The following is a 14,546-nucleotide window of genomic DNA, read 5'->3' on the forward strand; positions in this document are numbered from 1 at the left end:
GGACATGCACCTCTTTTCGGTACGCCGCCGAGAGCCGCCTCCCATCGGCCCGGACAGCGACGACGCCGAGCTGCTGGCAGGGGTGGCCGCCGGTCGTGTGGAGGCGCTGCGGCTGCTGCACCAGCGGCACGCCCCCTGGCTGCGGGCCCGGCTGGCGCGCCGCTGCGCCGATCCCGACCTGGTGGACGACGCGCTGCAGGACACGTTCGTGTCCGTCTGGCGGGACGCCCGCCGCTTCCGCGCCTCGGAAGGCGAGGCGGCCGCCTGGATCTGGACCATCGCGATCCGCCGCCTGATCTCGGCCCTGCGCCGCCCCGCGGCCCCGGCCGTACCTCAGCCCGACGCCCGTCTGATCACCGAGTCGGCCGAGGACACCGTCCTGGTCGGGGTGGAGCACGGCCGCCTGGGCGAGGCGCTGGCCAGGCTGTCGCCCGAGCTGCGCGCCGCGATCCAGGCCACCGTACTCGACGGGCTCACCACCAGAGAGGCCGCCGAGCTGCTCGGCGTGCCCGTGGGGACCGTGAAGACCCGCGTCATGCGGGCCAAGGCACAGCTCAGGGGGTTTCTGGCATGAACCGTCAATGGCACCTCCCGGCCGAGCTCATGGAGCACTACGTCACCGGCCATCTGGAACCCGCCCAGGTCATGTCCGTCGAGAGCCATCTCGCCGGATGCGCGCGTTGCCGGGCGGCGGTGCCGTACGGCGTGGAGTGGCTCGACGCGAGCTGGGCCGGGATCGAGGACGTGGTCGACCGGCCGAGGCCTCGGCCGCTCGCGCGGGTGCTGCGGCGCGTCGGGGTGCCCGAGCACGTGGCGGTGTTCCTCGCGGCCACACCCGCGCTGGCCAGGGGATGGCTGGTGGCCATCGCCTCGACGCTGGCGTTCGCGGTGGGCGCCGGGCAACTGGCCGCCCGCCACCCGGCTCTGGAGCCGTACGCGATGCTGCCCTTCCTCGCGGTCGCGCCCGTGCTGCCGCTGGCCGGCGTGGCGCTGGCCTACGGGAGGCACGTCGATCCCGTCTACGAGTTGCAGGCCGCCACGCCCATGGCCGGCGTCAGGTCGCTGTTGCTGCGCGCGGTCGCGGTGCTGACCACGGCCCTCGTGCTGACGGGGCTGGCCACGCCACTGCTGCCGGGGCCGCCCGGGCTCGCCGCCGCGTGGCTGCTGCCCGCGCTGGCCCTGACCGTCGCCATGCTCGCGCTCTCGACGTGGGTGTCGCCGCCGATCTCCGCGTCGGTGTTCGGGGCCGGGTGGATCTGCGCGGTGGTGGGCGGCGAGCAGCTGGCGTTCTCGCTCGAAGCCCAGATCGGGTACGCCCTCGCCGCGCTGATCCTGATTCCCCTCGTCTACCTGCGGCGCGCCCGCTTCGACCCTGGAGAACCCGTATGGAACTGACCGTTCGCGGCCTGACCAAGAGCTTCGGCCGCAGACTCGTGCTCGACTCGCTCGACCTGGACTTCGGCAAGGGCGTGACGGGGCTGCTCGGCCGGAACGGCGCGGGCAAGACCACGCTGCTCCGCACGCTGGCGACCACCCTGGCGCCGGACGGCGGGCAGGTGCGTGCGCTCGGGCTGGATCCCGCCGACCGCGCGCAGCGCACCGAACTGCGCCGCCGCCTCGGCTACCTGCCGCAGAACCCGGGTTTCTATCCGCACTTCACGGTGTTCGAGCTGGTGGAGTACGTGGCGATCCTGAAAGAGCTGACCGACAGGCGGGACCGGCACCGCGAGGTACGCAGGGTGCTGGCGGAGGTGGACCTGGCCGACCGGGCGAGGACCAAGGTACGCAAGCTGTCGGGAGGCATGCGCCAGCGGCTGGCCCTGGCGCAGTCGCTGCTCGGCGACCCTGCCCTGCTCATACTCGACGAGCCGACGGTGGGCCTCGACCCGGAGCAGCGGATGCGCTTCAGGGCGCTCGTCTCCAGGCTCGGCGAGAGCCGTACCGTCCTGCTGTCCACCCATCAGACCGAGGACGTCGCCGCCCTGTGCGAGCGGGTCGTGGTGATGAAGGGCGGCAGGAGCGTGTTCGAGGGCACGCCGGGAGAGCTGGCCGGGACCGCGCGGGGGCAGGTCTGGCTGTCGGACCGGGCGCCGGACGCGGCGCGGCTGTTCTGGCGGACGGCCGACGGCCGCTACCGCGCGCTCGGCGACCGGCCGCCGGGCGGCGTGCCCGCGGAGCCGGGCGTCGAGGACGGCTACCTGCTGCTGCTCGACGAGCCTGTGGAGGTGACCGCGTGACCGGCTCGCTGGCGCTCTTCGAGGCGCGGCGGCTGCTGCGCAGCCCTGTCCTGTGGGGCGCGGCGGTGCTGGCGCTGGCCGCGGCGGTCGCCGGGAGCAGCTCCTGGCTGCCCGACATGACGATGGTGACGATCGGCTCCGTCACGGCCTCGACGATCGTGGGGGCCGCCGTCCTGATCTCCGCCAACCTGGCCGCCGGGCGCGACCGCCGCCACGGCCTGCCGGAGACGCTGGGCGCGCTGCCGGGGCGGGCGGTGACCCGTACGAGGGCGGTGGTGCTGGCGGCTCCCGCCGTGGGCGCGCTCGTCGCGGTCGTGATGCTCGCCGCGCACCTGGGGTACGTGTGGGCGACGGGCCCGGTGGCCGGGCGGATCGACGTCTACGAGGCGCTGGGCGGGGTGGCCCTGGCTACGCTGGCCGCCGGCATCGGGGCGGCGCTGGCCCGCTGGACGCCGTGGCTGGTCATGCCGCCGCTGCTGATCTGCCTGCTGGCCTTCGCCGTGGCTGTGAACCCGCGGGGCGAGTACGCGGGCGGGTTCCTGCCGCTGGTGCTGAACCACAGCCCGGAGTGGGGACCCAGGCCGTCCGGGCAGCACCTGGCCTATCTCGTGGCGGTCGGGGTCGTCCTGGCCGCCGCGGCGCTGCTCAGGCACGGCCTGCGCCCGGTCCGGACCGTGGTGCTGCCGGCCGCGCTGGCCGTGGCGGTGACCACGGGGATGGCGGCCACCGCCTCGGCCAGAAGCGGAGCCAAGCTGCCCGCACAGGTGTGCCGGACCTACGAGGGCGTCTCCTACTGCGTGTATCCGGACTATGCGGCCTGGATTCCGGTCTGGGGCAAGGCGCTGCACCCTCTCCTGTCCGCCGTGCCGGAACGCGTCCGCGCCCGGATCCCGGCCATCCGCCAGCGAGTGTTCGGCCACGGCGCCATCGCGGACATGGATGAGCCGACCACCTGGACCGTCTGGTCGACCGATCCCGCCCTGCACCAGGCGTTGCTGGTCGGTCAGGTGGCCGGCGTGGTCACGGGCCTCGCTGGGTGCGGCGCCGGCCGGGCCCAGACGATGGTGGCGCTCTGGCTGGTCGGGCGGGCAGGTCCGCTGCTCGACGCCCCGCCGCCGCAGGCCTGGAGACCTTCCGGAGCGGCTCTCCCGGAGGGCATGAGGGAGGTGCCGATGGGGGCCAACGGCTCGCTCGTCATGCCCGGCCAGCTCCACGGCGCACGGTACGGGGCCGCCGAGGTCGGATACGCCCGCCGCCTGCTGGAGCGGCCGGACGCGGCCGAGCGCGTACGAGCCCACTGGGACACGCTCACCGCGCCCGGCACCACCATCAAGCAGGCGCTGCCGCTGCTGGGCCTGCGCGAGGAGTTCCAGGTGAAGGAGGAGCCGTGCCCCTGATCGCTCTGCTGCGCCCGCTCGCCCGCGCCATCGACTGGCTGCCCGTCGCGGTCGCCGCCGCGCTCGCCCTGCTGCTGGCCGTCGTGGTGAGCCCAGGTGCGGACCTCGAGCCCGGCCACGGGCTGCTGCTGCTCAGGATGGCCGGGGTGATGCTCGGGGCGGCCGCCGCGTTCGCCCTGGTGGACGCGATGGAGGCGAGTACAGGGGCCGTGCCGGTGCCCCGCTGGGTCCGGCAGTGGGCCAGGACCCTCATGGCGGGCACGGCAGTCGCCGTCGCCTGGGCCGCCACGTACGCGGTCGTCGCCCTGCGGGTGCCGGCCGGCAGCCCGTCCCTGGCCGGGGCGGCGGTGGAGGCGGCGCTCTGCGTGCTCGCCGGCCTCGCCGGGGCGGCGCCCGCGGTGCGGCGGAACCACGCCAGGCCGGCAGGGCTGGCCGGAGCCGTCGTCGCGCTCGTCCTGTACGTGGTGACGCAGCTCGCCGGCGCCTGGCCGGTGCCCAGCAGCGCCGAGTGGGACGCGGTCCACGCATGGTGGGCGGCGGCGATGCCGCTCCCGCTCCTGGTGCTCGCCGCTGCCCACCGTGATGTGCGTTGAGGAGTGTCGCGCTTGAGCCGTCCGGCCTTCATGTACGTCAATGGAGATGTGAAGATGTGGCGAATCGCGCTCCTGCCGGTGCTCCTGTTGGCGCTGACCGCGTCCATGGCGCCCGCGCAGGCGGCCGTGCGGAAGAAGGTGCTGGTCGACTTCAGCAAAGAAGGGGGGTTCGCGGGGTTCCACGATCGCGTGATCGTCTACGACAACTTCTGCGTCCGGCTGAGCCGCCGTACCGGGCCGGCCGTCGCCAAGTGCCTCACCGCCAAGGAGAAGCGCACGCTCCAGACGTACCTCAAGAGCCTGAAGATCGGCCCCTCCGAGCCCCAGCCGCAGGGGGCGGACTTCCTTAAGTACACGCTTGTTTATAAGAAGCAGCGCGCCACCCGCTACACGCTGCCGCCCAGCTGGCAGCCGGTGGTGCGGGAGCTGGAAAAGATCATGCAGAAGTACTGGGCGCCGGACTGAGCGGCCCTTACCTGAGCGCGTCCACCGGCTCCATCCTGGCCGCCCGCAGCGCCGGGTAGAGCCCGGCCAGCAGGCCCACCACGGCGCCCGCGACCGGGGCCGCGACCGCCAGTCGCAGGTCCAGGAGGGGCGTCCACTGCTTGGCGGCGGAGACCGCGACGATCGTGACGATGCCCAGGGCGGCGCCTATCACGCCGCCCGTGAGGCCGATCAGCGTCGACTCCAGCAGGAACTGCGCCGCGATGTGTCGCCTCGCGGCGCCGAGCGAGCGGCGCAGGCCGATCTCCGGGACGCGCTCCATCACCGTGACGAGCGTGACGTTCGCGATGCCGACCGCCCCGACCACGAGCGAGACCAGTCCGAGGATCAGGAAGAGCGCGTTGACGTCGTCCTGCGCCTGGTCACGTGCCCTGGTCGGGCTGGGTGGGGCGACGACCTGCAGCATGTCGCCGTTCCCCGGGCTGAGCGCGGTGGGCGCCTGCCGGGCGATCAGCCCGGCGGCGCCCAGGCTCGTGTTGACCAGCACCCTGGTGACGTCGCCCAGCCCGAACTGCCTGCCCACGGTGGGCGGCACGAGCACGGCGGTGCTCAGGTTGCGCTCACGGCGCAGGTCGCCCAGGATCCCGATGACCGTGTACGCGTGCTTGCCGATGAAGATCGCCGGTGCCCGGTCCAGCCGGGTGACGCCGAGCATTTTGGCCGCCTGGTCGCCGATCACCGCCACGCGGTCGCGCCGCGCGATGTGCCCGGTGTCGTAGAACCGGCCCTGCACCATCCGGCCGCGGGCCGCCTCCGGCAGGCCGGTCGTCGCGGCCAGCACGGTAAGGGTCTGCGTGGTGACCCGGGTCGGGTCCACGATGTCGTTGGAGCGCACGGACACGTTCTCGCCGTCCTTGGAGTCGGCCACCGCGGCGGCGGACTCGACGCCGCGCAGCCTGGTCAGCCGGTCGATCGCGTCCCACTCGACGAGCGGGGCGCCCGGCGACTCCGGCACCTCGACCGTGATGGCCGTGGCCACCAGCGCGTCGAACCGGCCGACGATCTGGTTGCCCGCGGTGGCGGCCACGCCGAGCGTGATGACCAGCGTGGTGATGCCGAGCACGGTCCCGAGCGTGGTGAGCGCCGAGCGCACCGGCCTGGCGAGCATGCCGGCGACGGATTCGCCGATCAGGTCTCGTACGTACATCACTCCTCCACCAGCAGGCCGTCGGTGATCCGCACCCGCCGGCCGGCCCGCTCGCTGACCTCGTGCTCGTGCGTGATCACCACGATCGTCAGTCCCTGCCCCCGCAGCTCGTCGAACAGGTCCAGCACCGCCTCCGTGTTGCGGCTGTCGAGGTTGCCGGTGGGCTCGTCGCACAGCAGCAGCGACGGCTCGCCCATGAGGGCCCTGGCGATGGCCGTACGCTGGCGCTCGCCGCCGGACAGCCGGTCGGGGAGGAAGCCCGTCCGGTGGCCGAGGCCGACTCGCTCCAGCGCCGCCAGGGCCCGCTCCCGCCTGCCCCCACGCCGCTGCTTCCGATAGATCTCGGCGAGCATGACGTTCTCCACCACGCTGCGGTGGGAGAGCAGATGGAAGGCCTGGAAGACGAAGCCGATCCGGTCGCCGCGCAGCCGGGTCCTGGCCCCGTCGCGCAGGGTCGTGGTCTCCGTCCCGTCGAGCCGGTAGCTGCCCGAGGTGGGCCGGTCGAGCAGGCCGAGCACGTTGAGGAGGGTGGACTTGCCGGAGCCCGACGGGCCCACGATGGCGAGGTAGTCGCCCTTTTCCACCCGGAGCGTCACCCCGTCGAGCGCCAGGACCGGCGGCTGCGCGGGGAACTCCCTGCCGACGTCCACCAGCGAGATCACCGGCTCAGGCACCGCTGACCACCACCCGGTCGCCCTCCTTGAGCGCGCCGATGACCTCGACGTTCCCGTCGGCGGTCAGGCCCGTACGCACCTCGACCTCCTTGGTCTTGTCGGTGGCGTACTCGACCTGCACCCGCGCCTTCCCGTCCGCGGCGGTGATCACGGCGGCCACGGGCACGACCAGCACCGGACTCTTGGTCGCCCCCACCGTCACGCGGGCCGTCACCGCGGTGCCCGCCTTGAGCCCCTTCGCCGAGGCAGGCGTGAGCAGGACCGGCTGCTGCCCGTTCGGGGGCTCCTCGGCACCGGGGATCTTGGCCTGATCGCCGATGGCGGTGAGCGCCGCCTTGTACGTCTTGCCGCTGTCGAGCTCGATGCTCGCCTCCATGCCCGTGCGCAGCAGGTCGGACTCCGTCGCCTCGACCGACCCGGTCACCATGAACGTCGAGCCGGTCACCGTGGCGATCTCGTTCTGGACCTGCTGCCCCGCCTTCACGGAGATCTTCTCCACCCGTGCCGGCAGCTTCGGCAGGAACACCACCTCGCCGGGCGGGATGGAGGTCCCGTACGTACGCGCGAACTCCGCCAGCATCCCCTTGGCCGCGGCCACGTCCTTCCTGGCGCCGGCGACCTTGAGCCTGGTGGGGGAGAGCTGCCTGGCCTGGCGCAGCGCCTGCTCGGCGGTGGCCTTGGCCTCCTTCGCCGTGCGCACGGCCCTGCGCAGCTCTTCGAGCCGCTTCTCCCTGGCCTGCCGCGCCTCCTCCGAGGCCCGGTCGCGGGCCTCCTGCGCCGCCGCCAGGTCCGCTCTCGCGTTCTCGACCCGCATCTCCAGCAGGCTCGTGTCAGTGGAGGCGGTGGGCTGCGGCGTGGCAGTGGCTCCGGAGGTGCCTCCCGAGGCCGGCGGGGTCGGCGGGTTCCTGGCCGCGGCGAGCTCCTGCTCCGCCTGCGCGAGCTTCTCCTCCGCCGCGCGCACGGCCGCGTCCGCGGCCGCCAGCTTGGTCTCGTCCTCGGGCGTCGTCTCCTGCGACTCGGCCTCCTTCAGCGCCCGCTCGGCCGACTTCAGGTCCACCTTGGCGTTGGTCAGCTTGATCTTGAGAGGCAGGACGTCACGTCCCTGGTCGAGGGTCTGCTGCTCGGTCGCCAGGGTCTCCTGCGCGGTCTGTACGGCCTTGCGCAACGTGTCGTACTGCTGCCGGTCGACCAGCGTGGGCTGCTGGGCCTCGTACCCCTTCTTCGTGTACATCCGGGTGACCGCCGAGATCGTGCCCCGGTCGAACACGCCGGTGACGGGGGCGCCGTACCCCAGCCGGCGCAGTGCCCGCTGGAGCTGCCGGACGTCGTCCCCCTTGGTGCCGGGGGCGATCGTGCGGTGCATCGGCACGGACCCGCGCAGCGCGAACACCGGGCGGCCGTTGACCTCCATCAGCACCGCGCCCTCCTTGAGCCTGCCCCGGTGCGGGGCTCGGGTGGCGCGCTGCAGCTCGGACGTGCCGCCGACCACCCCGGCCAGGCTGATCGGCAGCGGTGAGCCGTACTCCAGCGTGCCGCTGACCACGACGGTGCTGACGAGCTTGCGGCGTTCGACGGCGGCGGTGATCAGCGACGCGCTGGGCGCGGCCCGGCGGGCCGCCTCGTCGGCGGGGGAGCGTAACCGGGTGCTGACCGCCCACCCCGCCCCGGCGACGAGCACGACACCGGCGATGACGCCGGCGAGGAGATTGCGTGGTCTCATTCACATGCCGTACTGCTCGTCGACCCGCGCCCTGACCGCCGACTCCTTCGGGAGGTAGGAGGGGTAGAAGTCCTTGCCGCACTCCACGTCGTCGAGTGCCGCCTTGATCTCCTTGGCCAGGTACGGCTTGGCGTCCTCGGGGGTGAGCGTCGGCGCGTAGTACATCGGCACCTCGTCCTCCTTCCGCGGAGGCGCGACGTCGGGAACATCCTTCATCTGCGCCCTGCCCAGCTTGTCCTCCTGGGCGTGGAACTCCGTCGGACCGCGCTCCGCCATGGCCATCGGCGTGGTGTCCGCGATCGCGTAGCCCTTGCCCTTGAGGCACGTGGCCATGGAGGCGGCCAGCTCCACGAGCTTGGGGTCGCTGTTGATCGTGGTCCGGACGGCCCGGTTCGAGGCCTTGCCCGCCTGGCTGTAGAAGTCGGTGCCCTGCTTCAGATTCAGGCCGTAGAGCTGGTTGGCCGCCGTGATCTCGCAGGCCTCCATCGCTTTCCGGTACGCCTGACCCTGCGCCTTGGAGAGCGAGGACTGGATCTTCCAGTTGGGGTCGACTGCTGCGGGGTTGTCGGGCTTGACCTGCGGGTTGCCCAGCTCTTTGGGGTAGACGTACATGGCGAAGACCCCGAAACCGTATTTTTCGCGATATTTCCGCATTGCCTGGTAATCGCCGGATTCCCGGAGGCGCCCCTCCTCGGTGCCCTTCGGCTCCGGGTACACGTACGGGATGTACTTGAAGCCCTTCTGCTTCATGCAGTCGGCCTTGGCCGCTTGGAACTGGTGCTTCTTGTCCTTGGCCGCCGTCGCGCCGGCCGAGGGCGGGGCGGCGGTCTCAGTGGCGCTCCCGCAGCCGGAGAGCGCGGCCAGAGCCAGCAGGGCGGCAGCGGTCACGGGGAATCTGGTGGGCATGGCGAAGGTCGTCCTTAGTTCATGGGGTAGGGCCGGCGGTGTCAGTAGGCGAACTGGGCCCTGATCTGTGTGTCGATCGCCGACTTCCGGGGCGTGTAGGCCGCGTAGAAGTCCTTGCCGCATTCCAGGTCTTCGAGCGCGGCCTTGATCTCCTTGGCCAGGTACGGCTTGGCCTGCTCGGAGGTGAGCCTCGGCATGTTGATCGGCTGGCCCTGGCCCTTCTTCGTCGGAGGCGGGACGTCGGGCACGCTGTCGTCCTGCTCCCGGCCCACCTTGTCCAGCTGCTCGTAGAACACGTTCTCGCCGCGCTTGGCCATGGCCGTCGGCGTGGTGTCACCGACGGTGTAGCCCTTGCCCTTCAGGCAGGTGGCCATGGCGGTGGCCAGCTCCATCAGCTTGGGGTCGGTGTCGAGCGTGCTGGAGGTCGCCCGCTTCCTGGCCAGCGCTATCTGGTTGTAGTAGTCGATATTCGATTTCACGGTCACGCCGAGGACCTGCTTGCTAGCCGTGATCATGCAGGCGTCCTTGGCTTTGTGGTAGGCGCCCAGCTGAGTCTCGGAGAGCGCCTCCTGGACCTTCATGTTCGGGTCTGCGGCGCCGCGTTCGCTCTGGGCCTCCGGGGTGTCCATCTCCTTGGGGTAGATGAACTCGGCGAAGATCCCGAAGCCGTACTTTTCGCGATATTTCCGCATGGCTTGGTAGTCGCCGGCGCTCCGGCTGCGGTCCTCTTCGGTCTCCGGCAACTCGGGCTTCACCCACGCGACGTACTTGAAGCCCTTCTGCTTCATGCAGTCGGCCTTGGCCGCTTCGAGTTGGTGTTTCTTGTCCTTGGCCGCCGCCGTCGCGCTGGGAGACGGCGGGGCGGCGGTCTCTGCGGCGCCCCCGCAGCCGCAGAGGACGGCGAGGGCGAGCAGCGCAGTAGGCAGCGTCTTTCTCGTCATGGCGGGAGACCATACTCCGTTTAACGAAGCATGGTCAATCCAGACAGTGCCGCCGCCTCCGGAACGGCGCGGAGGTGGCCCCGAGGGTCAGCACGGTCAGCACGCCCCAGTAGGCCAGGTGCTGCCTGGTCAGCGCCTCGGCGTGGGTGGTCAGCTCAATGGACGTCACCAGCAGGTAGATGCCCGACGCGAGCGCCCACCGGTGATCGCGCGTCAGGTAGCAGCACGCCAAGGCCAGCCCGAGAGCCGCCGCCTCCACCGCCAGCCTGCTCAGGCTGAGCGGGAACGTCGTGTCCTCCTCCATCCAGTGGGGGCCCGCCCACGCGATGGCCACGGCGGCCGGCCACCACCACCACGACCGGATCCGCAGCGCCTCCCGCCGTCTCGACGCGAGCACCAGCAGCCCGATCAGCACCACCGCGTAGCTTGCGGCGACGGCGAAGGGACTGCTGTTCGCGAACAGGCCCTGGGGAGTGAGAAAGGAGGGCTCGACCGGGAGCAGCGTCACGCCGAACGCCTGCCAGCCGCCCGCGACGGCGACCGCCTTCACGCCCGTGACGAGGCTGAGCGGGAACGCCGCCAGCACCCGTCCGCGCAGGACGGCCAGTAACGCGAGTGCCGACAGCAGTGTCCACAGCGGCATGGCCGCCGCATAGGGGAGCAGCGCCGCGAGGTTCGCCGTCGCCACGGCCGTGATGCCCAGGTGCAGGCCGTCCACCCAGGCGCTGCCTGTCGCCTGGTGGGCGACGCGGCTGCGCACGCCGCCCGTCAGCAGGCCCCACGCCTCCGTGAGCGCGGGGACCGTCCTGCCGGCGTCGGCCGACTCCAGCAGGACGTCGAGCAACTCGTCACCGTGCGCCGCCCGGTACTTCCGCGGATACGCGAGCAGCAGCCTGCGGTAGCGACGTTCGAGAGCGGTCGCGGGCTGGGGTGCGGTGGCGGTCATGTGCTGGGGCGCAGCACGAGTTGGGCGGCCTCGTGCATGCGCCTCGCCTCGGCCTCGACCAGCGTCTGGCCCTCGTCGGTGATCCGGAAGTAGCGCCGGTTGCGGCCGTTGACCGTCTCCTCTCTGTCCACGGCGATCACGCCCCGCTCGTTCAGGCGCTCCAGGATGCCGTAGAGGGTGCCGACCGAGGGCTTGACCCGGCCCCCGGACAGCTCCTTGATCGACTTGCTGATCGCATGACCGTGCAGCGGGCCCGCGCGTAGGGCGGTGAGCACGAAGTACATCGGCTCGCTGACTTCAGAGGTTCCCCTGGGCATGCGCAGACAGTATTCCGTTGAACGGAGCGTCCGCAACGCCGGGCCCTCGTGATCATCTGCCCTTGTCCGCCAGGAACGCGGAGACCCAGGCCAGCGGGGAGTTCCAGTTGATGGTCAGCTCGTTCGTGGCCCAGGACTCGATGTCGTCGATGTAGCAGAACTGGGGCTTGCAGCCCTTGAGCAGCCGCTGCGCGAGCGGGTCCTGGATGCCGGAGTTGGGGCCGCCGGCCAGCGTGCCGCGCGGCGGGTTGGGCAGCGCGGGGTCGAGCTGGTGCGCGTACCAGCGGCTGTGCTGGTTGTGCGAGGCCACCTCGCCGTAGCCGGTCACGTACGACTGGTTGAGCGCGTTGCGGCCGAGGAGGTAGTCCATGCCCTCGCGGACGGCCGCCCGGTACTTCTCGTGCCCGGTCAGGTCGTAGGCCGTGGCGAGGACGACCAGGTTGTTCAGCACCAGGTTGTTCGAGCCCCAGTCGAAGTCCGGCGGGTTGTACGGCAGCCCGTACGGGTGCGCCCGCTGGATCGCCAGATACTTCTCCGCCCCCTCGACCACGGACCGCCGCACCCGCGCCCGGTCGGGGAGGCCGTTGGGCACGGTGGCCAGGTCGAGGCGGCCGAGCTGGGCGGTGTTGCCCCAGTCGAAGCCCCTGTCGCGCCAGATGTCGCCGGTGTGGTGCGGGGAGGCCAGCAGGAAGTCCTTGAACTCCTTCCCGCCGGTCGTGATGTACAGCTCCGCCGCCGCCCAGTAGAACTCGTCGCTCACGTCGTTGTCGTTGTAGGCGCCGCCGCCGGTGCCGTCGTTCGGGTCGGCATACCTGGCCGGGTTGGCCTTGGCGGCCGCCCACGCCCTGCGGGCCGCTCTGAGGTTCCTGGCGGCGAACGCCGGGTCGTACCGGGCGAACAGCCTGGCCGCCTGCGCCGCCGTCGCGGCCAGGTTGAGGGTGGCGGCCGTCGAGGTGGGGTGCAACTCGCGGAGCTGCGGGTCCAGGTGCGGCAGCAGCGGCAGACCCGTCCAGTTCTGGTCGTGGATCTTGTGGTGCGCCATCCCCGCGTACGGCTTGCCCTCCGGCACCTGCATGCTCAGCAGGAACTCCTGCTCCCAGCGGGCCTCGTCCAGGATGTCCGGCGTGCCGTTGCCGCTCTCCGGGATGTTCAACCGGCCGTCCTTGAAGGCGGACCTGTCCCGTTCGTACGCGGCCATGAGCTGGTAGACCGAGATGCCGCCGTTGACGACGTACTTGCCGTGGTCGCCGGCGTCGTACCAGCCGCCCTTGACGTTCAGCGAGTAGTCGCAGACGCCGGGCTGGCACGGGACGCTCACGTCGCCCTGGTTCGGCGCCACGCCGACGTGCCCGGCGGGCCTGGCGTAGCCCGGCCTGAGCCGGTCGAGGATCTCGATGCCGCTGCGCTGGGTGTAGTAGAACTTCAGCGCGTCCGTGGGGAGCTGGTCGTAGATGTCGGCGGCGATGTCGAACGGCCTGCTCGTCTCGCCGTCCGCCGTCAGCGTGTAACCCCTGCCCGGCCTGCGGTAGGAGCCGAAGTCGAGGGTGTGCACGTTCTGGCCGGAGCTGGCGTCCACGCCTCTGGGGGTGGTTCTGCCCCTGGCGACCGTCTGGTTGGCGGCGTTCTTGAGCTCCCAGTCGAGCGCCGTGGTCGCGGTGGTGACCACGGTGGCCTTCTTGGGGCCCTGCGGGAGGTAGCCGACCATGTTCACGCGGACGCGCGGTCCGGTGTCCGGCTCGTACGTCTCGGGCTCCGCGCCGCCCTTGAGCGAGACGTCGTCCAGGCAGAACCGCCACGGCTCGGCGCTGCCGCCCAGCTGGAAGGCGACCTGGGCGTTGGGCAGCGACACGGGGGCGGTGAAGGTGTAGGAGTAGTCGTTGCCGGAGACGCTGAGCTCCGGATTGGCCGACAGATACTGCGTCCACGGGTCCACCGGGAGCTGGATCAGCGCCTTGCCGACCTTGGCGGCGCTCGCCGACGCGCTGAACCGGTACGCGTACGTGTCGCCCGCCACCAGCGGGAGGTCGTTCTGGCCGATGATGACGTCCCAGGGGTTGGTGGTGCCGCCGGGGATGTCGGCGCAGAGCCGGCCGGCGTCCACCGCCAGGGTGAGGTTGCCGGTGCTCCACCAGGGGGCGGTGCCGGTGTCGAAGGTGCCGTTGACGATCTGCTCGGGACCCTCGTCCGCCTGCGCTGTGGGGGCGGGGGACAGGGCGACCATGGTGAGGAGGGCCAGTATGGCGGCCCGGCTTCGGGGCATGGAGGTCCTTCGGGGTGGGAGCGCTCCCAAGAGGCGGAGCCATCTGATCCTCCTGTCTCATCGCCGCCTCGTCAACGCCCGCAAGCAATGCGGATAAATGACGATTTCATCGTTAATATCGTCATTTTTCGAACTCGTCGGAAATGGGCCTACCCGGGCGATGATGTTCTTGGTAGAAATTGCGGCTGGTGACCACGCCCGGTCGCCTGACGGTTGTCCTTTAAAGGTGATAGTGAGCGGACCGATTCAAGGTGCTTGCCGATGATTTCTTTCTCGTCTCGTGGGACACGACCGGTTCGGGCCGGCCCCGTCTGCACGTCCAGGGCATCGCGCTCGGCCTGGCCGGAGCCCTGATCGGCGAGCTGGTGCTGCACCAGAGGGTCACCGTGCGGGGCATGCGGCTCACCGTGGTCGATCCGCGGCAGGTCATGGAGAACGTGGCCGACAAGGCGCTGGCCGATATCGGCAATTCGCCGCACCATACCGACGTGCGTACGTGGCTGGCGTACCTCGCGCGGCGTTCGGTGGACGACGTGAGCGGGCGGCTGGTGGCGACCGGGCTGCTGGAGCGCGAAACCCCGAAACTGCTCAAACGCAAACAACATCGCTTTTTCTCCACCGACTTCAGCAAGGCCATGTGGCCCGCCACCCGGCTACGGCTGGCGCTGGTCCGCTGGGAGCCGCTGTCGCCGCAGGACATGGCGCTGGCCACGCTGGTGGACGCCTGCGACATGACCGACACCGTGCTCGACGACCCCGCCGACCGGCGGCTGGCCCGCCAGTACCTCGCCCGGCTGCAGGAGGCGATCCCCCAGCCGCTGGGCGACCTGAGCCGCCAGGTGAGCGCCGCGGTCGGCGACGCCGTACTGACCTATCGCACCTGATCCCCTCCGGAAGGAAATCG

Annotated in this window: 15 protein-coding genes; 7 read left to right on the forward strand and 8 right to left on the reverse strand. The window is 71.3% G+C overall.

The window, feature by feature from the left end; translation table 11 throughout:
- The first annotated feature begins 4 nt into the window (after positions 1–4).
- The 6 genes from AB0J64_RS13520 to AB0J64_RS13545 are packed head-to-tail and all read left to right on the forward strand — an operon-like array spanning position 5 to position 4,692.
- Entirely contained in the window at positions 5–574 is a 570-nt protein-coding gene (locus tag AB0J64_RS13520) for an RNA polymerase sigma factor (RefSeq protein ID WP_364025414.1), read from the forward strand.
- Positions 571–1,395: a zf-HC2 domain-containing protein gene (locus AB0J64_RS13525; RefSeq protein WP_364025417.1), complete on the forward strand. Its 825-nt coding sequence runs from the start codon at positions 571–573 to the stop codon at positions 1,393–1,395. Before AB0J64_RS13520 ends, AB0J64_RS13525 begins: the two co-directional genes overlap by 4 nt.
- Positions 1,386–2,237: an ATP-binding cassette domain-containing protein gene (locus AB0J64_RS13530; protein WP_364025420.1), complete on the forward strand. Its 852-nt coding sequence runs from the start codon at positions 1,386–1,388 to the stop codon at positions 2,235–2,237. The genes AB0J64_RS13525 and AB0J64_RS13530 overlap by 10 nt, the downstream gene beginning before the upstream one ends.
- Complete coding sequence (locus tag AB0J64_RS13535; RefSeq protein WP_364025423.1) at positions 2,234–3,634, forward strand: hypothetical protein; 1,401 nt, start codon at positions 2,234–2,236, stop codon at positions 3,632–3,634. Before AB0J64_RS13530 ends, AB0J64_RS13535 begins: the two co-directional genes overlap by 4 nt.
- Complete coding sequence (locus AB0J64_RS13540; protein WP_364025426.1) at positions 3,625–4,227, forward strand: hypothetical protein; 603 nt, start codon at positions 3,625–3,627, stop codon at positions 4,225–4,227. The genes AB0J64_RS13535 and AB0J64_RS13540 overlap by 10 nt, the downstream gene beginning before the upstream one ends.
- 54 nt (positions 4,228–4,281) lie before the next feature.
- Positions 4,282–4,692 (forward strand): hypothetical protein, encoded by a 411-nt coding sequence (locus AB0J64_RS13545; RefSeq protein ID WP_364025429.1) that lies wholly within the window; start codon positions 4,282–4,284, stop codon positions 4,690–4,692.
- Between the two features lie 7 nt (positions 4,693–4,699).
- Here AB0J64_RS13545 and AB0J64_RS13550 read toward each other — a convergent pair whose 3' ends face one another.
- The 8 genes from AB0J64_RS13550 to AB0J64_RS13585 are packed head-to-tail and all read right to left on the reverse strand — an operon-like array spanning position 4,700 to position 13,642.
- The gene (locus AB0J64_RS13550; protein WP_364025432.1) at positions 4,700–5,878 is read right to left on the reverse strand and encodes an ABC transporter permease; all 1,179 of its coding nucleotides are present in this window, start codon (positions 5,876–5,878) and stop codon (positions 4,700–4,702) included.
- On the reverse strand, positions 5,878–6,552 hold the full coding sequence (locus AB0J64_RS13555; RefSeq protein WP_364025435.1) for an ABC transporter ATP-binding protein: 675 nt from the start codon (positions 6,550–6,552) through the stop codon (positions 5,878–5,880). Before AB0J64_RS13555 ends, AB0J64_RS13550 begins: the two co-directional genes overlap by 1 nt.
- Positions 6,545–8,272 (reverse strand): peptidoglycan-binding protein, encoded by a 1,728-nt coding sequence (locus AB0J64_RS13560; RefSeq protein ID WP_364025437.1) that lies wholly within the window; start codon positions 8,270–8,272, stop codon positions 6,545–6,547. The genes AB0J64_RS13555 and AB0J64_RS13560 overlap by 8 nt, the downstream gene beginning before the upstream one ends.
- Entirely contained in the window at positions 8,273–9,178 is a 906-nt protein-coding gene (locus tag AB0J64_RS13565; RefSeq protein ID WP_364025439.1) for a hypothetical protein, read from the reverse strand.
- A gap of 41 nt (positions 9,179–9,219) precedes the next feature.
- Positions 9,220–10,119, reverse strand: a complete 900-nt coding sequence (locus AB0J64_RS13570) for a hypothetical protein (protein WP_364025441.1) — start codon at positions 10,117–10,119, stop codon at positions 9,220–9,222.
- A 34-nt stretch (positions 10,120–10,153) separates the two neighbouring features.
- Positions 10,154–11,065, reverse strand: a complete 912-nt coding sequence (locus tag AB0J64_RS13575) for a hypothetical protein (RefSeq protein ID WP_364025443.1) — start codon at positions 11,063–11,065, stop codon at positions 10,154–10,156.
- Entirely contained in the window at positions 11,062–11,382 is a 321-nt protein-coding gene (locus tag AB0J64_RS13580) for a PadR family transcriptional regulator (RefSeq protein ID WP_364025444.1), read from the reverse strand. Before AB0J64_RS13580 ends, AB0J64_RS13575 begins: the two co-directional genes overlap by 4 nt.
- Positions 11,383–11,434: 52 nt before the next feature.
- On the reverse strand, positions 11,435–13,642 hold the full coding sequence (locus tag AB0J64_RS13585; protein ID WP_364025447.1) for a glycoside hydrolase family 9 protein: 2,208 nt from the start codon (positions 13,640–13,642) through the stop codon (positions 11,435–11,437).
- 251 nt (positions 13,643–13,893) lie between these two features.
- On the opposite strand from AB0J64_RS13585, the gene AB0J64_RS13590 reads away from it, so the two are divergent.
- Positions 13,894–14,526, forward strand: a complete 633-nt coding sequence (locus tag AB0J64_RS13590) for a GPP34 family phosphoprotein (protein ID WP_364025450.1) — start codon at positions 13,894–13,896, stop codon at positions 14,524–14,526.
- The last annotated feature ends 20 nt before the right edge of the window (positions 14,527–14,546 follow it).

Origin of the sequence: Nonomuraea sp. NPDC049695 (assembly GCF_040674955.1) — a bacterium.
GTDB lineage: Bacteria > Actinomycetota > Actinomycetes > Streptosporangiales > Streptosporangiaceae > Nonomuraea > Nonomuraea helvata.